Raw genomic sequence first — 23,487 nt, 5'->3', positions numbered from 1 at the left:
TCACCTAGATAAATAAAACAGCAAGCAACGTTGTGATGAGCATGCCAATAAGAAAATAGATACCAAAGTATTTCCAATATAGTCCTCTATCAACAGGTAAATTTCCCACAAACTTACCCGTTTGTCCATTCATTGCAAAGATATATTTTTCCCCATTCCACGATGTATTGAGAATCCATACTGGTAATAATGCATAATGAACTTGATTTTCATTGAATTGAATATCTTTGTTTATTTCCCGTGTCCCTAAATAAGAAGTCGTTGTATTGTCAAAGAGTTGCTTGACACTGGTATAAATACGCTGATTGATTTTATCTGTACATTCCTCAGCACTCACATCATATTTATCTGCTAGATAACCAGCTAAATAGGCACTTTGGAAATCAGTAGCTTTTTGATAATCAAATGGTTCAAGTGAATCCATTAATGTATCATCTAACTTTGAAGAGCCGTCAGCAGGAATACATTGAAATCGAACACTTCCCTCTCTTTGCAACATAAAGTGATCAGTCTGTGTGTAATTATATCGACTATCGCTATAATTGCGAATACGATGGGCACGGTAAGAAATATTCGCCTCTACTTTACAATCAAATAACCAATAAGGGGCATAAATCCCTTTGATTTCTTCTAAGTGATTTTCACTCTTAAAAAGAGGGGGCAATAATTTTTTATTTTCAAAATGCTTTTTTAATGCTTCTTTAGCCATATTCTTATCAATTTGAAATGGAATAACCAAATCTGGCTTTAGTAAACCTTGGATATGATCATCAATCACAATTTGATTGTCACAATAGGGACAGCTTGTAGCAATTGTATCTTTATCTGTTATAATTTCTCCACCACAAGAGTGGCAAAGATAATGTGTTAAATTTGCTTGTTCATGTGTATCCCATTCTCTTCCTTTGGGTGGTTGCCAACTCAATTGTGATTCATGTTTTGTAAGAGCCTGATTATAAGATTGAATAGCTTCAACACTCAACTCAGTACCACAATATTGACATTTCATTTTTTGACTTTGACTATCAAAGGTAATGATACCATCACAATTTGGACATTTGTATTCAATAATTTCTGCCATAGTTTCTTTATCCTTTCTAAGTATATATTTATCATACTAAATTTTATGTTGAATGAAAATGAAAAATGTCGAATGATAAGAAAATCAATTTTTATATAAGATAGTTATAGAGAATACAAAAAATATATCATTGTATGAAATATTCGTGCTTTTCTATACATTTAATGGTAAAATAAATGTATATATTTGAAGGAGTGAGAATATGATTAAAATTGGAATCGTAGGTTATGGTAACCTTGGCCGTGGTGTAGAATGTGCAGTTCACCATAGTCAAGATATGGAATTAGCAGGTGTTTTTACAAGAAGAAACCCTGAAACAGTGAAGACACATACGGATGTGCCAGTTTATGATATGGAAAAACTTTATGATATGCAAGGTGATATTGATGTTCTTGTTTTGTGTGGTGGGAGTGCTAATGATCTTCCTAAACAAACAGTAGAATTGGCTCAATATTTTAATGTTGTTGATAGTTTTGATACACATGCGAAAATCCCTGAACATTTTTCAAACGTGAATCAATCAAGTGAAAAAGGCAAACATATTAGTATTATTTCTGTTGGTTGGGATCCTGGTTTGTTTTCATTAAATCGTTTATATGGACAAGCTATTTTACCAAATGGTAATGATTATACATTTTGGGGTAAAGGTGTTAGTCAAGGTCATTCTGATGCGATTAGAAGAATTGCAGGGGTTAAAGATGCTAGGCAATATACAATCCCTGTTGATGCTGCATTAGAAAGTGTTCGTAATGGCGAGAATCCAACTTTAACAACAAGAGAAAAACATACACGTGAATGTTTTGTTGTAGCAGAAGATGGGGCAGATTTGAAAGTGATTGAAGAAACAATTAAAACTATGCCAAACTATTTTGCTGATTATGATACAACAGTTCATTTTATAAGTGAAGAAGAATTAATGAGAGATCATCAAGGGATTCCTCATGGTGGGGTTGTCTTAAGAAGTGGAACAACTGGATTTGATTATGAAAATAAACATGTCATTGAATATAAATTAACATTAGATTCAAACCCAGAGTTTACATCTAGTGTATTGGTTGCTTATGCAAGAGCTGCTTATCGTATGCATCAAGAAGGACAGTGTGGCTGCAAGACAGTCTTTGATATTGCACCTGCTTATTTACATGTTGAATCTGGTGAAGAATTACGTAAAAAACTATTATAGGTTATAAATCTATTAATGATAAAAATGATTGGTACTTCAATGTGAAGTACCTTTTCTTTATGAATAAAAAAGATTACAATTAGGAAAATTATCATAAATAAAGATTTAAGGAAGAACGAATGAAAGAAGTTTATATAACTTATACTAATAAATATAGTAATATTAAAGAATAACACTTAAAATAAAGTGATTTTTTATACTGCGAAACAGTGTATTACACCATTTTTTATTGAACATTTTTGCTAATAAGCTTATGGCTTATCAATGATATGTTATATTAGCAATACTTTAAACACCATTACAAAATATTGGTTTTTTAGATGCTATTTAGAAAGTAGAAATGAAATGACTATGTTTTCTATTCATGTTATAATAAATTTATGTAAAACAATGTAAATTTAATGAAAGGATTATTGAATATATGAATAAAGATGAGAAGAAAAAAATAATTTCACAAGAAGATATAATGAAAATTTTAGATTCTTGCTATGAAAAATGTTTAAATGGTATTCCTAAAGTAAGTCCTAATGTGGAAGATATGGCTAATGAATATTTACGAAAATACAAAACTAGAGAACTAGCTTGTGAGGCGATGCTTAAAAATCAAATTACGAAATGTACAACATCAGGTTTCATTACTGGATTTGGCGGGATTATTACAATGCCAGTATCACTCCCAGCAAATGTTACCAGTGTACTTTATGTGCAAATGCGTATGATTGCTTGTGTTGCATATATGGCAGGTTTTGAACTTGATAGTGACGAAACACAAACTTTTGTATATGCCTGTCTTGCAGGTGTTGCTGTCAATGAATTAGTAAAACAAGCAAGTATTAAATTTGGGGTTAAATTTGCAAATGGATTAATTAAAAAAATACCAGGTAAAGTTCTTACAAAAATCAATCAAAAAGTAGGGTTTAGATTTATAACTAAATTTGGGACGAAAGGGATTGTTAATTTAGGGAAACTTCTTCCTGGTGTGGGAGCAATTGTAGGTGGTGGATTAGACTTTGTTAAAACAAAAATGATTGCACAGCGTTCATATAAATGGTTTTTTAAACATGATTTTTCAGTGGATAGAAAGAATGAAGAAGATATAGAGATATATGAAAATGATTTGGATGAAAATATTGTAATATAAAAAATAATTAAGAAATAAATAAAAGTATTGATAATAGGGATGAAATTCATATTTGTTATAAAGATGAATTTGATACTAGGGAAAGATAATGCTATATATACTTAGATATGCTTTAAAGTTAGTTTATTTTATTATAGAAAAAACAACTTCATCTTTTGATAATATGATGAAGATGCAAAATTGTGATATACTGATTATATGAGTGGTCTTAAAATAGAGTATGAATAATATTCTATATAGAGCCTTATCAAATAGTTATGGAGAACAATCATGCAGAAAAAGACATATGAAAGTATTAAAGAAACAAAACAATGTTTTGAAGAAAGTTTTCAGGTAAGTGATTTTTATGATAGACAAACTCAGGATAGTTAACATCTTGAGTTAATTTTAAATTGTTTAGATATTCATGATGGAATGAAGATTCTTGATTTAGGAACAGGAACTGGATATTTTGCATTTGCAATTGCCCAAAAACATTCTCAAATAGAAATTGTTGGATTAGATATTGTTGAAAAAACATTGTTAATGAATCAAAGGAAGGCTGAAATAATGGGGTTACATCATTTGAAGTTTAAGAATTATGATGGTGTCAAGCTCCCTTTTGCAGATGAGACATTTGATTTAATAATCACAAGATACGCTTTACATCATTTTCCAGTTATTGAAGATACTTTTCAAGAGATAAAAAGAGTTCTAAAATCTAATGCTAAGTTTTTTATTGCTGATCCAGCGCCCAACTGTAATGATAAAGAGCGTTTTGTAGATGCATATATGCAGATGAAAAAAGATGGACATATACAATTCTATACTCTAGAAGAGTGGTAGATATTTGGAAAGAAGAGTGACTTTCATTTCCTCAATAACTTTGAAACATATATTCGTTTTCCAAGGAAGTTAAATACTGCATTAGAGTTTCATGAATTATTTAACTGTTTTTCACCAGATGTTATCGTTGGATATCATATAGAGATTTATAATGATGAAATATGGATAACAGAAAAAGTGAATAATGTTTTGTTCAAAAAAGATAAATCGAAACTTAGTTTTTATAAATTAAAAATGTACTTGTATTAAGAAACGTATAATACAAGTACATATGAATTAACACTGTGAGTAGGGTATCAGAAATGTTGGTATGCCTGTAGAATGTGGGGCTATATCATATAAGGCAAAGAAGACAACGACACCTTCACTTGTTAAATAAAAGTTCTGTGGGTGAAAAGTCTCTTCAACTAACTTTGGATAATTATCAAAATAGATACTTGGATCATCACTTGTTTTTATTTGTTTGATAATGTTATTTTTGATACAAGTCTCACAATTGTTTTTATTTTGAAGAAAATCACATAAGTGTTTAACTTCTCCAGTGAGTGTATTGATTGTTTGCCCTATTCTTGTTGTTTGACCATTAGCACCACCTGTATATAAATATTCCTGCTGATAAAAACTGGCAATTTCATTGGTTTGTAATGTTAGAGTGATTGTCACTATCATCTCATAAGGAAATGCCTTTGAACCTTGCAACAAAGCTTGAACAGCATCAGGATATAGTACATTTGTACAATTGTCTTTCTTTTTGATTGCTTGTAAATAATATTTATTGTTGAGTGCATCTAAAGCAGGGTGATGTCCTATGAATTGAGGATAAAAAATATGACATGATACTACTTTCACTCCTGCGTAATAATAATCTTCACGAATTTCAAATCGCTTTATACATGTTAATCCATCCATATAAATCCCTCCAATACATACATATGATAAAAATTTTAAATATAGCATTATTCAGGTATTAAAATGAAACAAAGTAATGTGGAAACAATGATAATCATTTTAGAGAAATCATAACTATGATATAATCTTAATTATAGAGTTAGAAAAATGATTTGCAGCAGGAGGATATCATATGAGCGAACCATTATGTTTTCAAACACGTGAGGATTTTAGAATTTGGTTATCTGAAAATTGTCAATCACATGAAGGAATATGGCTGTTATTTAGTAAAACAAAAGAACTGCCAACATTAAAAGCGAGTGAAGCTTTAGAGGAAGCCCTTTGTTATGGCTGGATTGATGGCTTAATGAAGAAAATTGATGATACTTCTTATAAGAAGTATTTTGCAGCACGTAAAGCTAACAGCAAGTGGTCTATAAAAAATAAGGAACTTGTTGAAAGTTTAGAATCACGTGGATTAATGACTGATTTTGGGAGAATAAAAATTGAAGAAGCAAAGAAAAATGGTCAGTGGGATCTTGCTACAAAACCATCTGATATTACTGATGAGCAAATTGACATCGTATCTGAACTTCTTAAGGATAATAAATTGGCATATACCAATTTTTTAAACATGTCTCCGTCTGTGAAAAAGACTTATACAAGAGCATATTTTGATGCCAAAACTGATGCTGGTCGTGTTAAACGTTTAACTTGGATGATAGAGCGTTTAGAAAAGAACTTAAAACCAATGTCATAGAGAATCTTTTCAAGACAAGGAGTTAGTATTTTATTAACTCTTTTTTTACATGGAATAACTTGGAAATAAAAAAATGTCGATTATAAGACAAATTCTAGGCATTATGATAAAAAATAATAGCGTAATGAGGCGAATTATATTATAATAGCACTGTATATTAATATGAAAGTCAGGAAGGTACTTATATGGATAGAAGAGTAGGAACTATTTCAAGAGGAATTCGTTGTCCAATCATTAGAGAAGGAGACGACTTATGTAAAATTGTTGTGGATAGTGTTATGGAAGCAACATATAGTGAAGGATTTGGCTTAAGAGATCAGGATGTTATTTCTTTAACTGAATCAATTGTAGCTAGAGCACAAGGAAATTATGCATCAATTCAAGATATTGCTGATGATGTGAAAGCAAAATTAGGTGGAGGAACAATTGGAGTTATTTTCCCGATTTTATCACGTAATCGTTTTGCGATTTGTTTAAAAGGAATTGCTATGGGAGCTAAAAAAGTTGTATTGATGTTAAGCTATCCTAGTGATGAAGTTGGAAATGCATTATTAACTTATGATCAATTAGATGATGCTGGAATCAATCCCTATAGTGATGTTTTAACATTAGAAAAATATCGTGGATTGTTTGGAGAAAACAAACATGAATTTACAGGTGTTGACTATGTCCAATATTATTCAGATATTATTACTGAAGCTGGTGCAGAAGTGGAAATTATTTTTGCAAATAGAGCTCAGGAAATTGTGAAATATACTGATTGTGTTTTAACTTGTGATATACATACACGTGCAAGAACAAAACGTTTATTAAAAGAAGCAGGAGCAAAAGCTGTCTGTGGTTTGGATGATATTTTAACTGCATCTGTTAATGGTAGTGGATATAATGATAAATATGGTTTATTAGGTTCTAATAAATCTACTGAAGATAAGATTAAGTTATTCCCAAGAGAATGTCAGGATTTGGTTGAAAATATTCAAAAAGAAATTTTACAATTAACTGATAAACATGTGGAAGTTATGGTTTATGGAGATGGTGCTTTTAAAGATCCTCAAGGAAAGATTTGGGAATTAGCTGATCCTGTTGTTTCACCTGCTTATACAAAGGGATTAATTGGAACGCCTAATGAATTAAAGTTAAAATATTTAGCTGATAATGATTTTAAGGATTTAAGTGGTAAGGAATTAAGAGATGCTATTGCAAAGAGTATTAAAGAAAAAGAAGATAATTTGGTTGGCAATATGGCTTCTCAAGGAACAACACCAAGACAATTAACTGATTTAATTGGTTCATTATGTGATTTAACAAGTGGTTCTGGAGATAAAGGAACTCCAATTGTATTGGTTCAAGGTTATTTTGATAATTTCACAGATTAAGGAGAAGAAAGATGAAACAAGACATGATTGTCATTTTAGATTTAGGTAGTCACGAAAATACAACAATTGCACGTTGTATAAGAGATTTGGGTGTTTATAGTGAAATTAAGCCACATGATATTACTGTTGATGAATTAAATACTTTATCAAATGTGAAGGGTATTATTATTAATGGTGGTCCTAATAATATTATTGATGGACAAGAGATTGATGTTGTTAGTGAACTATATACTGCTGGATATCCTATTCTTGCATTTGAACATAGATTGGCTCAAGTAGATAATAGAACATATCCTGCTAATGAAGATGAATTAAAAGATATTTTATCTGAATTTGTTTTCAATGAATGTCATGCTGAAAAGAATTGGAATATGAAAAACTTTATTAATGATCAGGTTGAGATTATTAGAAATCAAGTTGGTGATAAAAAAGTTTTACTTGCTTTATCAGGTGGTGTTGATTCATCAGTAGTTGCTGCTTTATTAGTGAAAGCAATTGGAAAACAATTGTATTGTGTACATGTGAATCATGGTTTAATGCGTAAGGGTGAATCTGAAGATGTTGTGGAAGTTTTCCAAAATCAATTAGATGCAAACTTAGTGTATGTTGATGCAACAGAACGTTTCTTAACTAAGTTAGAAAATATTGCTGATCCTGAACAAAAACGTAAGATTATTGGTGCTGAGTTTATTAGAGTATTTGAAGAAGAAGCGAGAAAGTTAGATGGTATTGAGTTCTTAGCTCAAGGAACTATCTATCCTGATATTATTGAATCTGGAACAAAGACTGCTAAGATGGTCAAATCACATCATAATGTTGGTGGGTTACCAGAAGATTTACAATTTGAATTGGTTGAACCTTTATTCCAATTATTTAAAGATGAAGTTCGTGCTTGTGGAGTGGAACTTGGTTTACCATATGAAATGGTTTATAGACAACCATTCCCAGGTCCAGGGCTTGGTGTACGTTGCTTAGGGGCAATCACAAGAGATCGTTTAGAAGCAGTGAGAGAAAGTGATGCTATTTTAAGAGATGAATTTGCTAAAGCTGGTTTAGATAAAAAAGTATGGCAATATTTTACAGTTGTCCCTGATTTTAAATCAGTTGGTGTCAAAAACAATGCGCGTAGTTATGATTATCCAGTCATTATTCGTGCTGTGAATACTGTGGATGCTATGACGGCAACGATTGAACAAATTGATTGGCCTATCTTGATGAAGATTACTGATCGTATCTTGGCTGAAGTGCCTCATGTCAATCGTGTATGTTATGACATGTCACCAAAACCATGTGCGACAATTGAATGGGAATAGTATCAAATGAGTTAAAATCCTTTATTTGAAGGGTTTTGACTCTTTTTTTATTCAATGTGTGCTCGTTACATTGTTATTGTATTTATTTACTTTGCGACAACAATCACTTTTTTATATGCTGTTTTTCTATATTTGTTTGTTTATAAATGATACAATTAAATTAACAAAAGTTGGATTTGTAGAGATGTTTATAGAAAATAGAATATGTAAGAATAAACTCTTGGGTCTCTGTAAAAAATATTATACTAGGAAAGTAGGAGGTGCTTTATGAGAATTTCAAGTTTTAATATCAATAAATTTTGTGGACCATATAGTAATAGAGGCTCATATTATAATCCTACAAATATAAATTTGAGGAGGTATTTATGGAGATAAGAAAAGCGACAGAATTAGATAGGAATGATATAGCCTTCATTTATGCAGATGCTTTTTCAGATGATTGGAAACAACTCTCTACAGATACTGAAAAAATGGCAAGAGCATTAAGGAATGGGCATATTCTAAATAATTATATTGTGGCAGTATGTGATGAAAGGGTTGTTGCTTTTATAGCCTTGATGACTGATGAAGTTAGAGCATTTCATATACCTATAAAAGATTTTCAAAAAGAATTCGGCTTTTTCAAAGGATATATGGTAGGCATGGCTATGAAGAATGATATGGAAAAAGGAATTTCATTAGATAAGGGAATGGCATATATAGATATAGTTGGTGTGTGTAAAGAATATCAACATAAGGGTATAGCAAGTTCTTTAATTGATTATGTATTTAATAATTATGAATATTCTTCATATCTTCTTTCTGTAACAAATATCAATAATAAAGCGATAGCGTGTTATAGAAAAAAAGACTTCAAAGAAGTTAGACGTGAAAAAGTTAAATATCCTAAGCAAAGAGGTTTTTCAGAATATTTATATATGGTCTATCATGTAAATAAAAGTAATCTTAAATAAGATTATTAAATGAGAATTTACGGAATGGATATAATTTTTCTTAATTAAAATAACAGGAATGGGAGAACAAAGTATAGCATTTAAACCTCGTATCTTTATCAGCTCCACTTTTAGTGATAACAAAAAAGTTTAGTATTTAATCGGTCATGAAAAGTGCGAATAAAAAAATAAAGTCCATAGAGCCTTATTCTATAAGGTTTTACGGACTTTTTCATTTCGTTTGAGTACCAAATAAGTTAGCAGTAATAGATCTTTAGCGATATAAAATTAAATATAATTATTTTTTAACTCTTGACAAAAAATTATTAATGTAATATATTGTACATGTACGATATATACATTTATATACATTGGAGGAATGGTTGTGCAAATACTAATCAGTAATAATACTACAAAACCAATATATGAGCAGATTATCACTCAAATAAAAAATGCTATCATGAGTGGGGAACTCAAGTGTGGAGATTCATTGCCATCAATGAGAATGTTAGCAAAGGATTTGCATATTAGTGTGATAACAACGCAAAAGGCTTATGAAGAATTACAAAGAGCAGGCTTTATTGAGAGTGCTGCTGGAAAGGGAACGTTTGTTTCTTCGCCAAATAAAGAATTTATACTGGAAGAACAAATGCGATTAGCTGAAGAAAAATTACAGGAAGTGGCTGACATTGGACGAACGAATGGGATTCAACTAGACAAGTTATGTGAGATATTAACGATGTTTTATGAAGGTGAATAATAAAAAGAAAGGTGTGTTGTTATGAATGCATTAGAAATAAAAAATATTACAAAAAATTATGGAGATTTTCATCTAGAGAATATATCATTTATTTTGCCTTGTGGAAATATAATGGGTTTAATCGGTGAAAACGGTGCAGGTAAATCAACGATTATAAATTGTATTTTGGATACAATAGAGAAAGATTCTGGAACTATTTCAATATTGGGACAAACAAATGAAAAAAATAATTTGAGGTTAAAGGAAGATATTGGAGTTGTGTTTGATGTAAGCGAGTTTTATGATAATTATAATATTCTGCAAACAGAAAATATTCTTAAGGATATTTACAAGAAATGGGATAAAAAAACATTTTATAACTATATGGAAAAGTTTGATTTACCAAAAAATAAGTTAGTAAAAGATTTCAGTAGAGGAATGAAAATGAAGTTAGCAATATCAATTGCTTTATCTCATCAACCTAAATTACTTATATTGGATGAGGCAACAAGTGGGCTAGATCCTATTATGCGTGATGAAATATTGGATGTTTTTATGGAGTTTGTACAGGATGAAAATCATGCAATATTATTATCATCACATATCTCAAGTGATTTGGAAAAGATTGCTGACTATATTACATTTATACACGAGGGTAAGTTAATTCTATCATCTTCAAAAGATGAACTTATTTATGAATATGGCATTATGAAATGCAGAGATGATGAGTTTCAATTCATTGATAAAGAAGACATTATACGATATCGTAAAAAAACTTATGAGGTTGAAATTTTAATTAGAGATAGAGAAAAAATGGCAAAGAAATATACAAAGTGCATTGTTGATCCTGCAAAGGTCGATGATATTATGACACTGTATGTGAAAGGAGCGTAGTTATGCTTGGACTTATAAAAAAAGATTTATATTATCTAGGTACGAGTTGGAAAGTATTATTCTTATCAGTCCTAATCATTGGGTGGTTTTCTACATCAAAAGGGTTTGGAGCAATTCTAATTATTGTCTTACCTACATTTTTTGGATTAAGTATTTTGGGGTGTATACAACAAGATGCCCAAAAGAAATGGTATGACTATTATAAGATATTACCAATATTACCTAATAAAATAGTTGCTTCTAGATATATTTCATTTTTGTCCTTTATTGGTATTGGCTTACTTATTTCAATTGTTTATGGATATGGTGTTCAAATTTTCTTGGGTGTAGAATCTTTAGGTAAAAACTTTACAATACTTCAAGGTATCGAAATGGGTATAGCAGTAGCGTTAGGTTTTGCATCATTCTTTATTCCTGTAACTTATTATAATAAAGGTGAAAAAATGGAAGTTTCAATGATAGTTAGTGGATTCATTTCATTTGGATTAGTTTATATCTCTACTAAAATTCTTCAGTTATTAGGAATTCATTTGATGGACTATTCACATTTGTTTATTCAAATATTATTCGTTGTGGCAGTAATCACTTTTACTATATCTTGGATGATTTCAAATTTTATATATAATAAAAAAAGATATTAACACATACTTTATATGAGTATATTTTGAGTATAATCATTTTGGTAGTTATTTAAAAACAAAAGAATAATAATATATTTTAGATGAAAAAGGAAAATTAACAAATGATGATTATAATAGAACATATAAAATTAATGAGAAATTCAAACTATTAAATAATGAAATCAGAAAATATTTATCCAAGCTAGAAGTTTGAGATTGATTGAAATATCAAGTTTTTAAGATAGAATTCCTAAGTCTTGTAATGCAGCAAGTACTGGATTATGACCCCACAATTCACTTGTTAGGGTGTTGCCCTAATACCCTGAATAAAAATTAGAGTATAGTCAATAATAAAAATGTATTGCTAATCGTTATACATTAGAATATAATTAATTTATAGAGAGAGGTGATGATTATGGCAACAAAAACAGCAAATGTACTTGCTCGCGTAGAGCCTGATATTAAAGCAAAGGCGGAAGGTATTATGGCACAACTAGGAGTGCCTGCCTCTGTTGTGATCAATATGCTATATAAACAAATTATCATGACGAAGAGTATTCCTTTTTCTTTATCAGTTTCTAATTCATTTCAGACACTTGATGAAATGAATGAAGAAGAATTTGAACTCATGATGCAAAAAGGATTAACTGATGCGAAAGCAGGAAATTCTCGTTCAGCAAAAAGTGTATTTAATGATCTAAGACAGGAACTCGCAGAATAATGGATAAGTATTTAGTTAATATTACAAAGTATGCAGAGGGTCAATTAAAAGAAATAAGTCACTATATTGCAAATGAGTTAAATGATCATGATTGTGCAATGCGTATTCTTGATCTTTTGGAAAATGAAATCTATTCCTTATCACAATTACCACAACGTATTGTTTTAGTTGATGAAGAGCCTTGGCATTCAGAAGGCATTCATAAAATGATAATTAAAAACTTTATCGTGTATTTTTGGATTGATGAAGCAAGAATGACTGTTCAAATAACTGGTGTTGTTTATGCAAAACGAGATCAAGTGAAGCAACTTGCAAAAATGAATATGAAATAACATGAGACAGGTACGCCTGTCTTTTTAATTTGAAGGAGCTTGGATTACCAAATTATTTTTAGATGGTTAATTTTAGGAGTTAACCAACACATTATGAGTTAATCGAAAAAAATTTTTTAGTAATGCCCCTTTTTGTGTTTGAGGTGTCTAGATTTTTGTTTGATTATTTTTTCTTTTATAGACTTCTTCTTTTGATTTTGATATTTTCTAAAAAAATGAATGTTTATGAGTTTGAAAGTTATTAAGAAACTAGGGGTATATGTTACCACAAGTTTTCTTATGGATTGATTTTTATAGTTCATGGTACTATGGGGAGATTTCGGATAACTTAAATGGAAGAACTTAGTCGTCCAATGAAAAAGGAACTATGCCTTTTCAATAGTTAAAAACTATTTATTTCTTACAGTCTTCTCTTTTTTATTTTGATTTAATAAATTGAGGATAAAGATGCAGAATTTTACATGAGTTGGTATATTGATTCATAGGATGAGAACGTGAGACATAAAGCCAAGTGTTGCCAATAGATTTGAATAATGATTTTAAATATAGGGAGGAAACAAATGTGACTTTGTCCTCCAAATATTCAAAGGTGAACCAATCAAAATATGGAAGAAGAAAATGAATGTATATGAAAGAGGAGTAAGAAATATTATACGCAAGTTTACTGACAAGTAGACAGCTTGACAAATACACTAAATGAGTTGATAAAGATGTGAATGATTTGTATGAAGAATAATTAAATGGCTAAAAAAGAAATACTGCTAAGAAACAGAAAAACCAAATACAAATTGTACAAGAAGTGTACAATGTTCAGAAATATATTGAAAAATTGTAAGAAAAGAGATTATTTATAAACAGGAAGAGAAATGTTTTATTTAGGTTTTATTTGTTTTATGACAAGGTGATTTTTTATTCATTAGTATAAAATAAAATGGTATAATTTGGGTAATGTTGGAGGAAAACAAATGAAAAAAATAGAAGGATCACTTAAGAGTTTAAAGTGAATTTTTAGATATTATTAATTGATTTATAGAGATAAAAGATTGTTGATTAGAGAAGATAAAAATATAAAATTATGAACAAGATATTTCAATTTAGATATGGTAAATTAAATATAAAATAAAAAAGCAATAGATAAATCTTAGTTATGATGAAAGATATGTAGAGTAACGATATGAGCGGATATAATAAAGATAAGTTAAAAGTGATATTAACAGCGTTAGCAAGAAATGAAATACGGATATCATATAAAAAGGCAGATGAAATACTTACTGCTTGCAGTAGCAAAATTGGAGGTAGACCAGCAGTTCCCAATGATTTTGTATGGCCTAGATTTTTAGGTGAATCATTTGATGGTAAGACAAAGGAACGACCTTTATCATTTATGGCTCAAATTAATCTTGAAGATGTAAAAAATGATGATACTGAAAATTTATTACCCAAGACTGGCATATTAAGTTTCTTTTATGAGCAAATAAGTATGCCATGGGGATTTGATCCTAAAGATAACGGATCAGCCAAGGTATACTATTTTCCCACAAAAGATCATCTAATTCCTATGAATATTCCTAAGGATATGGATGAAGAGGCAATTATGCCAGAATTAGCCATAACTTTTGAAAGTCATATCAGTTTTCCTGAATATGGTGATTTATCTGCTGAAATTACAGATATGGAAATAGAATGGGAAGATTATGATGAATGCCGCATTGAATATGGATATCCATGTGATGAATATGGGGAAGTGACAAAACTTCTTGGTTATTCTGATACAATTCAATCATCTATGGAAGAAGAATGTGAGATAGTAACTAGAGGATATAGGTTAGGATCTCCAGAAGATTTTGCTGTTATTCCAGATGATATATTAGAACAAGTTAAAATCAATAGTAAAGATTGGATACTTTTATTTCAAATGGGAACGATTGAAACAGAAGATATGGAGTATATGTTTGGTGATTGTGGTCACATTTATTTTTGGATACGAAAACAGGATTTAAAAAATAAAAATTTTGATAGAATATGGCTGATTCTACAATGTGGTTAATGACTGAGTTTTTTTATCAAAAAGAGTTAAATAAGTGGGAAGTAATAAATGATTTAAGTTCTGTTTTGATTAAAAAAGTTATTAAAATATATTTGGGTTTTTTAAATCTTATGAAAACACAATGAAAACAAGATTATCGATGTCATGTTTAATATAATGAGCAAGAGGTGGGATATTATGAAAGACAATAGATATTTTCAAATGGTGTATCTTTTGCTGCAAAAAGGGCATATGACTGCACCAGAATTAGCTGAACATTTTGAGGTTTCAGTAAGAACTATTTATAGGGATATTGACATATTGAGTTTAGCAGGAATACCTGTATATGCTACACAGGGTAAAGGTGGAGGTATCTTTATTCAAGAGAATTTTGTGCTTAATAAATCTCTTCTAAGTGAAGAGGAACAGAAACAAATATTGATGGCTTTACAAGGGATTAGAATCATAGAAGAAGGAGATACGAGTGCTCTTTTATCAAAACTGAGTAGTGTATTTCAAAAACAAAACACAGATTGGTTTGAATTTGATTTTTCAAGTTGGACAAAAAGTGGTGCAAGGAAAGAAGTTTTTCATTTGTTACAAAGTGCAATTTTTAAGAATAAGAAAGTTATGTTTAATTACTATAATGGTAAAGGTGAATGCATTCAGCGTACTGTTGAACCACTGAAACTGGTTTTCAAGTCTTATGATTGGTATTTATATGGATATTGTTGTATGCGAAATGATTACCGTTTTTTCAAATTAATACGTATTCGAGATTTAGAGATGACAGATGATGAATATATTCGTAATATACCAAATGAGATTTTTACAAGAGCAGAAAAATTTGAAATGGAAATGATTCAAGTCACACTTTTGTTTGATAAAAGTATGTCAGTTCAAGTTTATGAGAAATTTGATGATGAGGTCACTAAAAACAAAGATGGAAGTTTATTGGTAGAAACACTCATGCCAAATAATGAACTTCTCTTTAGTTATATATTATCTTGTGGGGATAAAGTAGAAGTGATTGCTCCTCAAAGTATTCGTAATATTATATTTGAAAGAGCTAAAAAAATCCAAGAAAAATATAGAACATGACACGCTGTTGCAAGTTATAAATGATATGATAGTATTAACATATTCAATGTAAAATGCTTTATAGATAAATTGGCTATTTTAGTCAGAACAAAGTATAGGAAGAAAGTAGGGGAATGAAGGCTCAATTAATTTTCTATTGTTTTGCAAGAATAGAAACTAAAATTGAATAAGCATTATACAATTCAATATGTTAATGATTCAAGAACTCAACACATTAATAATGATGTGATGATAGTATCTATTTATAAGAAGGAGAGAGCGTACAATGGAAAAAGCTTTAGTAGTTATAGATATTCAAAACGATATTACAAAGAATTATAAGGAAATTATTGATAATATTAATCGTTCAATAGATTGGGCAGTTAAAAATGATATGTATGTTGTTTACATAAGACATTATAATTTATCAGCAGGAACAAGAACATTCAAACCTAATACACCTGGATCTGAATTGGTTTCTGATTTAAAAATAGTATCAGATCATATTTTTATAAAATCTAAAGGAAATGCATTAACAAGTGAGGAATTTGCAAACTTTATAACTGAAAATCAAATAGGTGAGTTTTATATTACAGGTGCAGATGCTGTTGCTTGTGTGAAATCAACGACTTATAATTTACGCAAGGCAGATTATCAAGTCAATGTCTTATCTGATTGTATTACAAGTTATGATAAAAAGAAGATTGATGAAATGCTTCATTATTATGAGAGTAAAGGCTGTAAGCTAATGAGTTTGAATGATTTGTTAGATTCATAATTGATAAAGGTTTAAAAGTAAATAGTATGGAAGATGATCAGTTGTTTGCTAAACATCAAAATGTCTTAGAGTTGATTGATTAAATTTGTTTTTTATGAAAGTAACCAAGATAATAAGCAAGATGAGGTGATAAAATGAAGGATTATAAACCACCCTATTCAATTGAAGCCTATGACATGATACAAGAGATAGATCCATTCAGTTTAAAAGATTTGAAAAGAGTTCATGGTGTTATGGAAAAGTTTTTAGAAGTAGAAGCTGGTGAATTTCGAAGTGGGGATGAAGGTGTTTTTAATGGAGATGAATATTCCTTATTTTATAGGAGCAATTATTTATTATATTAGGTTAAAAAGCGAAGTTAAAAAATAAAATGACTTATTAAAAAGTATTCAAGAGAAAAAATCAATATCATTCTTAAAGTGTATATAATCATAAAATAGCATTAAAATTTTCTTATGAAAGTTTATAAAAGAGTGAAGTGATCAATTTTCTGTGTCTATTTCTTACAATAATCCATGAAACAACTTATCTTATAATAGTACATAGGAAGAGTGGTAATAGAAAAATGAAATAACCATTCACATATTGGTTAGAAAAGACTATGAAGCATGTTATGATTATTATACAGAATAGTTAGGATTAGTGCCAATTTGGGGAGATAGGAATGGACTTTATGCATCATTTGCAGTAAGTGCTGATGAAGCACCTTGCATGGCTGTTATTCTATCAGTGAAGGATGTGCCAACTGTTATTATTATGGGCTCACATGCCAAACATTATAGACAAAATACCGTTGAAAAAACAGATAATAACTGTAACTAAAGAATATCATATTAATATTTTAAATGGAAAGAAATTCTTTTAATAGATGAAGGCATCACATGATGTCTTTTTTTAGATGTTTATAGCAGAAAATATCATGAAGACAATAACAAACTTTGATAAAATGAAGGAAATGAGAGAAAGGAAGTATACGAAATATTATGAAAAAGTGCATAATCAATGGAAAAGTTATTCTACATGATGAAATTGTTACTAAAAATGTTTTTATAGAGGGAGATAAGGTTGTAGAAATTAGTGAGAGGAAACCAGAAAAAGAAGACATCATAAATGCCAAAGAGTTATATGTGAGTCCAGGGTTTATTGATATTCATACTCATGGTAGAGGTGGATATCAAGTGATGGATTCAACTTTCGAAAGTCTCAATGCCATTTCAAAAGCATCTTTACAAACAGGTGTGACTTCTTTTCTTGTAAGCACAGTCACAATGCCTATTGAATCTATTTCACATGCGATTGAAAATGTTGTCAAAAATAAAGAAAAAGTTGAAGGAGCACAAATTTTAGGCGTTCATATGGAAGGACCATTTTTCAGTAAAGTTTACAAAGGAGCACAACCGGAAGAATATATGATCCATCCTACTATTCAAAACTTTGTTTCTATTGTCAATAATAATGAAGATATCGTCAAAAAAGTATCACTTGCTCCAGAATTAGAAGGGGCTACTGAATTGATACCCTATTTATGTGAGAAAGGTATTATTGTCTCATTGGGTCATACCAATGCGACCTATCAAGAAGCACAAAGAGCAATTGACTTAGGTGCTACATCAGCAACCCACACTTATAATGCAATGACACCTCTAACCCATAGGGAAGTGGGTGTTACAGGAACTGTGATGATAAATCAAAATGTATATGCTGAATTGGTATTAGATGGAATACATGTTTCTTATCCAGCTGCTAAAATCCTCTTAAAAACGAAAGGAAAAGACAAGGTGGTTTTGATAACTGATTCTGTAGAAACCGCAGGATTACCAGATGGTATTTATGAGTCATCAATGGGAACAGTTCGTATCAACAATCATCAAGTCAGATTATTAAATGGAACTCTAGCAGGGAGTCAGGCTGATATGAATCAATGCGTCAAAAATGTATATCAGCATTTAGGATTAACTTTGAATGAAGCTGTTTCTTTAGCAAGTTATAATCCAGCGAAAAGTTTAGGTATTGATAAAATGGGAGAAATAAAAGTAGGGAATTTTGCAGATATTATTTTCTTTGATGATAATTTCCAGATTAAACAAACAATAGTGAAAGGAAAGGTGTTATAATATGTTAACTATACAGACACGTACTATTGAGGTCAGTGGAACCCATTATGAAATTGGTTATCAATTAGGAAAGATGATTGAGACAAATTTATTATTAAAATCAAAATATATTGTAAAACCAGAAATGACTCTTTATCAGATTCAAGAAACCAATCAATTACTTGATAAATGGTGTCCAGGATTAACTGATGAAATCAATGGCTTTGCTGATGCTTTGAATGTATCATTAGAATCATTATTCTTCTATAATATGACTTGTTATATTCCTCGCTGTAGTCATATTGCATTGCTTCCAAGTATGACGGCTGAAAAGAAGCCATTACTTGCAAGAAATTATGAATTTTCTTGTGAACTTGAAGATTTTTGTCTGATGAGAACAGTGGCAAAAGGCAATTATACACATATTGGAACATCTATGTTACAATTTGGACGGGATGATGGTTTCAATGATCAGGGTTTAGCTGTCACAATCAGTTCATGTGGTCTTCCTGTTGCTAACTTACCTCATATGCAAAAACCACAATTTCAAGGTTTACAATATTGGGTTGTTGTGAGAGCACTGCTTGATAACTGTAAAAATACAAAAGAGGCATTAGCTTATTTAAAAGATATGCCAATTGTTTTTAATATGAATATCATTTTATTAGATAAGACAGGTCATGGGGCACTTGTCCAAACGATGGATGGTCAAAAAGCATTTCGAGAAATTGATGTTTATAGTTCTCAACAGATGATTCATGCAACAAATCATTCTATATTATCTGAATTCGTACATTTAGAAAAACAAGTTTTTACACATAGTATTGGTCGCTATCAGTATATACAAAAAGAGTTGGAGCAAGAAACAACAGTCACAAGAGAAAAACTCAAAGAAATGTTATTAGATAAATATCCTGATGGACTTTGTTTTCATAATTATAAAGAAAGTTTTGGTACAACCAAAAGTATGATTATTTCACCGATTGATGGGACAATCGAGTTATGCTGGGGTGGGAGACATGAGAATGGCTGGAATCTGTATCATTTATCTCAACCATTTGATAATCAAACATCAGAAATTGAAATTCATATTGATGATGTTCAAAAAGGATTGTTTGATTGGCAATCATTATAGAAAGGATATAAAAACATGAACTATCAAAAGGCTTTAGAAGATGCTATTATCTACATTGAAAATCATTTAGAAGAAGATATCAGAGTTGAAGAAGTTGCTCATTCTGTTGGTTATTCATACTTTCATTTTAATAGACAATTTCAAGCATTGATTGGAGAGAGTGTTGGTAATTATATAAAAAAACGACGACTTGCCAATGCTGCTCACCAACTTTTATATACGCATCATAAAATTATTGATATTGCCATAAAAAATAATTTTGAATCAGCTGAGTCTTTTAGTCGTGCTTTTAAATTGATTTATAAAGTGAGTCCACAAAAATATCGAGAGAATCGAATACAAACATTAACTTCCAATAAAGAAAATTTAAATTCTGATTTGTTAGAACACTTAGTTCATCATGTTACTGTTCATCCTCAAATTGTCATATTGCCTGAAATTAAGGTTGTTGGAATCAGAAGACAGACTCAATTAAGAACCAAGGAGATTAAAAAACTTTGGGAAGAGTTTTATAGTCTTGAAGAAAAGGCTCCTTATTCTTATCAAGAGCATCGTAAATTTGGTATTTATGAATCATCTTTAAGTGATGTTCATTTTATTGTTGGAGAAGAGACGATATTTAATGAAGTGGTTGGTATAGAGGTTGATTCTTTTGAAAATATGGTATCATATTTTATCAAAAAAGTCATACCAGGAGGCCGTTATGTTGTTTTTACACATCATGGCTGTTTTAAGACATTACCACAAACAATAAATTATATTTGGGGAACATGGCTTCTTTCTACCAAAGAAGAAATAGATTCACGAGAAACATTTGAAGTTTTAGACGAAAGATTTCTAGGCTATGATCATCCTGATTCTGAGTTGGATTTATATATTCCTTTACGATAACTTATATCATTTAACTGGTATAAGTTTTTTTATATGCCTTTTAGGTATAGAAATCTATAATTTATAGGCGTTTGTATTCTTTTTATTTATATATTAGAATAAAAACATCAAAAGATGAAACAATTTATTATTCATTTTTTGAAAACAATTGAAAATATAAATATACAAATAAATAGGAGGAATTTATGGCAGCATTATCAACTTTATTTCCCGTATTCTTTATGGTACTTTTAGGGATTATATCAAGAATTAAGGGATTTGTTACACCAGAACAAAAAGAAGGAGCCAACAATATTGTCTTTAATGTTTTGTTTCCAATCTTAATCTTTAATATTTTATTAACTTCAAAAATAGAATCATCAGCAATTTTGATTGTTGTTTATGTTTTTATCGCATTTGTTTTGACAATGTTCATTGGAAAACTTTTCACAAAGTTCACAGGTGAAAGATTTTCTCACATTTCTTATTTCATGTTAACAACATGTGAAGGTGGAAATGTTGCATTACCGCTTTATACTTCTATTGTTGGTGTTGCATATGCCAGCAATACAGTTATCTTTGACTTAGCAGGAACTTTAATTGCCTTTGTGCTTATCCCAATCATGGTCGCTAAACTGAATGCAGGACAAACAAGTCCAAAAGAATTGGCCAAAACAATTTTTACGAATTCATTTGTGATTGCAGTTATCTTAGGTTTAGGATTGAATTTATTAGGTGTTTACAATATGTTAGCACAAACACCATTTATTGATGTTTATACAAATACAATCAATATGATTACAGGTCCAATTATTGGTATGATCTTATTCATTATTGGCTATAACTTAAAAATCAATATGGACACACTAGGTTCGCTATTGAAATTATTAATTGTGAGAATTGTTCTATTTGCCTTTGTCATTGTAGGGTTCTTTGTATTCTTCCCACATTTAATGGCTGATAAGATTTATATGTTGGCAGTGCTTATCTATTTTATGTGTCCAACTGGATTTGCTTTACCAATGCAAATATCACCACTGTTTAAAAGTGAAGAAGATAACAGTTATACAGCTGCACTGATTTCATTAAATATGGTTGTGACATTGATTGTCTATACTGTTATCGTTATTTTTATTGTATAAATCATAACAAATTGTTTTTATATACAAACATAAAATTTGTTACAATAGAATCAAGGAGGAAAGAAAGATGGCATTTCAAAAAGATTTTTTATGGGGTGGAGCAATTGCTGCCAATCAAGCTGAAGGAGCTTGGAATAAAGATGGAAGAGGACCAGCCAAGACTGATGTAACAACGGGAGGCTCAGTTAAAGAACCTCGTTATGTGACATTTATTGATCAGGATGGGAATCCTGGTAAAGTCAGGAATGGTCAGCCTATTCCTGATGGGGCAAAATATGCAGTTTTAGATGATTACTATTACCCCAATCATGATGGTATTGACTTCTATCATCACTACAAAGAAGATATTGCATTGTTTGCAGAAATGGGATTTAAGATGTTTAGACTCTCTATTTCATGGAGTCGTTTATATCCGCATGGAGATGAAGAAATACCAAATCAAAAAGGCATTGAGTTTTATCGTCATGTGTTTAAAGAGTGTCAAAAATATGGGATTGAGCCATTGGTGACTATCTGGCATTTTGATACACCACTTTATTTAGAAGAACATTATGGTGGATGGAACAATCGAAAACTAATTGATTTTTATGAAAGATATGCCAGAACATGTTTTACTGAATATAAAGGACTGGTTAAATATTGGTTAACATTTAATGAAATCAATAATACAATTATGATGTTGAATTTATTTGGGAATCAAGCTGGTTCAAAAGAACATCAGGAAGGATATCAGCAATTACATTATCAGTTTGTAGCCAGTGCAAGAGCTGTACAAATTGGACATGAAATTGATTCAGACAATATGATTGGTTGTATGATTTGTGGGATTACATTCTATCCAGGAACGTGTGATCCTCGTGATATTTTAGCGAATCGCCATATGTGGGCAAAATCTATCTTCTATTGTGGAGATGTACAGTGCAAGGGTAAATATCCAACCTATGCAACACGTTTATGGAAGGAGCATGAAGTTCATTTAGATATCACGAATCAGGATTTGATTGAATTAAAGAATGGAACTGTCGATATGTATACATTCTCATATTATATGTCATCACTTGAAACAACGCATGAAGCAGATGAAATGGTTTCTGGAAACTTTGCGGCTGGTGCAAAAAATCCATATTTACAATATTCAGATTGGGGATGGGCATTTGATCCTCAAGGACTGCGTTATTATCTAGAGATGATTTATGATCGTTATGAACGACCATTAATGGTCGTTGAAAATGGATTAGGTGCTTTTGATACAGTTGAAGCAGATGGTAACATTCATGATTCATATCGTATTGATTATTTAAGAGAACATATTATGGAAATGAGCAAAGCTATTGACAATGGTGTCAATTTAATTGGGTATACAACTTGGGGATGTATTGATCTTGTATCAGCTGGAACAGGTGAAATGAGAAAGCGTTATGGTTTTATCTATGTTGATAAAGATGATGCTGGAAATGGAACTTACGATAGAAGCCGTAAGGATTCATTTTACTGGTATCAAAAATGTATCGCAACCAATGGTGAAGATTTAAACTAAAGACATAAAAAGTACAGAAGA

Annotated in this window: 24 protein-coding genes; 22 read left to right on the top strand and 2 right to left on the bottom strand. The window is 30.4% G+C overall.

Features of this window, described 5'->3' with window-relative positions; translation table 11 throughout:
* Positions 1-4 precede the first annotated feature (4 nt).
* A complete protein-coding gene (locus tag AC5M21_RS00840) occupies positions 5-1,081 on the bottom strand; it encodes a TFIIB-type zinc ribbon-containing protein (protein WP_008788638.1) in 1,077 nt (358 codons plus the stop codon).
* Positions 1,082-1,283: 202 nt separating this feature from the next.
* Here AC5M21_RS00840 and AC5M21_RS00835 point away from each other — a divergent pair, with 202 nt between their 5' ends.
* The 3 genes from AC5M21_RS00835 to AC5M21_RS00825 all read left to right on the top strand — a co-directional run bounded on the left by AC5M21_RS00835 (position 1,284) and on the right by AC5M21_RS00825 (position 4,230).
* On the top strand, positions 1,284-2,264 hold the full coding sequence (locus AC5M21_RS00835) for a diaminopimelate dehydrogenase (RefSeq protein ID WP_008788639.1): 981 nt from the start codon (positions 1,284-1,286) through the stop codon (positions 2,262-2,264).
* A gap of 466 nt (positions 2,265-2,730) precedes the next feature.
* A complete protein-coding gene (locus tag AC5M21_RS00830; protein ID WP_302280625.1) occupies positions 2,731-3,405 on the top strand; it encodes an EcsC family protein in 675 nt (224 codons plus the stop codon).
* 384 nt (positions 3,406-3,789) lie between these two features.
* Positions 3,790-4,230: a class I SAM-dependent methyltransferase gene (locus AC5M21_RS00825; protein ID WP_270601739.1), complete on the top strand. Its 441-nt coding sequence runs from the start codon at positions 3,790-3,792 to the stop codon at positions 4,228-4,230.
* Positions 4,231-4,506: 276 nt separating this feature from the next.
* Here AC5M21_RS00825 and AC5M21_RS00820 read toward each other — a convergent pair whose 3' ends face one another.
* Positions 4,507-5,139, bottom strand: a complete 633-nt coding sequence (locus AC5M21_RS00820; RefSeq protein ID WP_302280626.1) for a DUF3298 and DUF4163 domain-containing protein — start codon at positions 5,137-5,139, stop codon at positions 4,507-4,509.
* Between the two features lie 172 nt (positions 5,140-5,311).
* Here AC5M21_RS00820 and AC5M21_RS00815 point away from each other — a divergent pair, with 172 nt between their 5' ends.
* The 19 genes from AC5M21_RS00815 to AC5M21_RS00725 all read left to right on the top strand — a co-directional run bounded on the left by AC5M21_RS00815 (position 5,312) and on the right by AC5M21_RS00725 (position 23,466).
* Positions 5,312-5,878 (top strand): YdeI/OmpD-associated family protein, encoded by a 567-nt coding sequence (locus AC5M21_RS00815; RefSeq protein ID WP_302280627.1) that lies wholly within the window; start codon positions 5,312-5,314, stop codon positions 5,876-5,878.
* 185 nt (positions 5,879-6,063) lie between these two features.
* The gene (locus AC5M21_RS00810; RefSeq protein WP_302280629.1) at positions 6,064-7,254 is read left to right on the top strand and encodes a coenzyme F420-0:L-glutamate ligase; all 1,191 of its coding nucleotides are present in this window, start codon (positions 6,064-6,066) and stop codon (positions 7,252-7,254) included.
* A gap of 11 nt (positions 7,255-7,265) precedes the next feature.
* The gene (gene guaA / locus AC5M21_RS00805) at positions 7,266-8,567 is read left to right on the top strand and encodes a glutamine-hydrolyzing GMP synthase (protein ID WP_302280630.1); all 1,302 of its coding nucleotides are present in this window, start codon (positions 7,266-7,268) and stop codon (positions 8,565-8,567) included.
* A gap of 365 nt (positions 8,568-8,932) precedes the next feature.
* Complete coding sequence (locus AC5M21_RS00800; protein ID WP_302280631.1) at positions 8,933-9,520, top strand: GNAT family N-acetyltransferase; 588 nt, start codon at positions 8,933-8,935, stop codon at positions 9,518-9,520.
* Between the two features lie 364 nt (positions 9,521-9,884).
* Positions 9,885-10,259 carry a GntR family transcriptional regulator gene (locus tag AC5M21_RS00795; RefSeq protein WP_028043529.1) on the top strand — a complete coding sequence of 125 codons (375 nt, stop codon included), beginning with the start codon at positions 9,885-9,887 and terminating at the stop codon, positions 10,257-10,259.
* A 21-nt stretch (positions 10,260-10,280) separates the two neighbouring features.
* The gene (locus tag AC5M21_RS00790) at positions 10,281-11,132 is read left to right on the top strand and encodes an ABC transporter ATP-binding protein (protein ID WP_302280632.1); all 852 of its coding nucleotides are present in this window, start codon (positions 10,281-10,283) and stop codon (positions 11,130-11,132) included.
* A gap of 2 nt (positions 11,133-11,134) precedes the next feature.
* Positions 11,135-11,773, top strand: a complete 639-nt coding sequence (locus AC5M21_RS00785; protein WP_302280633.1) for an ABC-2 transporter permease — start codon at positions 11,135-11,137, stop codon at positions 11,771-11,773.
* 394 nt (positions 11,774-12,167) lie between these two features.
* A complete protein-coding gene (locus tag AC5M21_RS00780) occupies positions 12,168-12,473 on the top strand; it encodes a type II toxin-antitoxin system RelB/DinJ family antitoxin (RefSeq protein ID WP_302280634.1) in 306 nt (101 codons plus the stop codon).
* Entirely contained in the window at positions 12,473-12,805 is a 333-nt protein-coding gene (locus tag AC5M21_RS00775; RefSeq protein ID WP_008788682.1) for a type II toxin-antitoxin system RelE/ParE family toxin, read from the top strand. The genes AC5M21_RS00780 and AC5M21_RS00775 overlap by 1 nt, the downstream gene beginning before the upstream one ends.
* 1,174 nt (positions 12,806-13,979) lie before the next feature.
* Positions 13,980-14,852: a YwqG family protein gene (locus AC5M21_RS00770; protein WP_028043528.1), complete on the top strand. Its 873-nt coding sequence runs from the start codon at positions 13,980-13,982 to the stop codon at positions 14,850-14,852.
* 177 nt (positions 14,853-15,029) lie between these two features.
* Positions 15,030-15,932, top strand: coding sequence for a helix-turn-helix transcriptional regulator (locus AC5M21_RS00765; RefSeq protein ID WP_160340690.1), 903 nt, complete (start codon positions 15,030-15,032; stop codon positions 15,930-15,932).
* 265 nt (positions 15,933-16,197) lie between these two features.
* A complete protein-coding gene (locus AC5M21_RS00760; protein ID WP_054689070.1) occupies positions 16,198-16,689 on the top strand; it encodes a cysteine hydrolase family protein in 492 nt (163 codons plus the stop codon).
* A gap of 134 nt (positions 16,690-16,823) precedes the next feature.
* Positions 16,824-17,033 (top strand): hypothetical protein, encoded by a 210-nt coding sequence (locus AC5M21_RS00755; RefSeq protein ID WP_054325662.1) that lies wholly within the window; start codon positions 16,824-16,826, stop codon positions 17,031-17,033.
* Between the two features lie 298 nt (positions 17,034-17,331).
* Positions 17,332-17,511: a hypothetical protein gene (locus tag AC5M21_RS00750; protein WP_202086625.1), complete on the top strand. Its 180-nt coding sequence runs from the start codon at positions 17,332-17,334 to the stop codon at positions 17,509-17,511.
* 161 nt (positions 17,512-17,672) lie between these two features.
* Positions 17,673-18,803 (top strand): N-acetylglucosamine-6-phosphate deacetylase, encoded by a 1,131-nt coding sequence (gene nagA / locus AC5M21_RS00745; RefSeq protein ID WP_054689066.1) that lies wholly within the window; start codon positions 17,673-17,675, stop codon positions 18,801-18,803.
* Position 18,804: 1 nt separating this feature from the next.
* Positions 18,805-19,917, top strand: coding sequence for a C45 family autoproteolytic acyltransferase/hydrolase (locus AC5M21_RS00740; RefSeq protein WP_008788701.1), 1,113 nt, complete (start codon positions 18,805-18,807; stop codon positions 19,915-19,917).
* 15 nt (positions 19,918-19,932) lie between these two features.
* The gene (locus AC5M21_RS00735) at positions 19,933-20,808 is read left to right on the top strand and encodes an AraC family transcriptional regulator (protein ID WP_008788702.1); all 876 of its coding nucleotides are present in this window, start codon (positions 19,933-19,935) and stop codon (positions 20,806-20,808) included.
* 185 nt (positions 20,809-20,993) lie between these two features.
* A complete protein-coding gene (locus AC5M21_RS00730; protein ID WP_008788703.1) occupies positions 20,994-21,929 on the top strand; it encodes an AEC family transporter in 936 nt (311 codons plus the stop codon).
* A 67-nt stretch (positions 21,930-21,996) separates the two neighbouring features.
* Positions 21,997-23,466: a family 1 glycosylhydrolase gene (locus AC5M21_RS00725; protein WP_008788704.1), complete on the top strand. Its 1,470-nt coding sequence runs from the start codon at positions 21,997-21,999 to the stop codon at positions 23,464-23,466.
* Positions 23,467-23,487 lie beyond the last annotated feature (21 nt).

Source organism: Coprobacillus sp., assembly GCF_984815275.1.
Note: the sequence above shows the minus strand (reverse complement) of the source record. Positions and strands in the feature narration are given on the sequence as shown.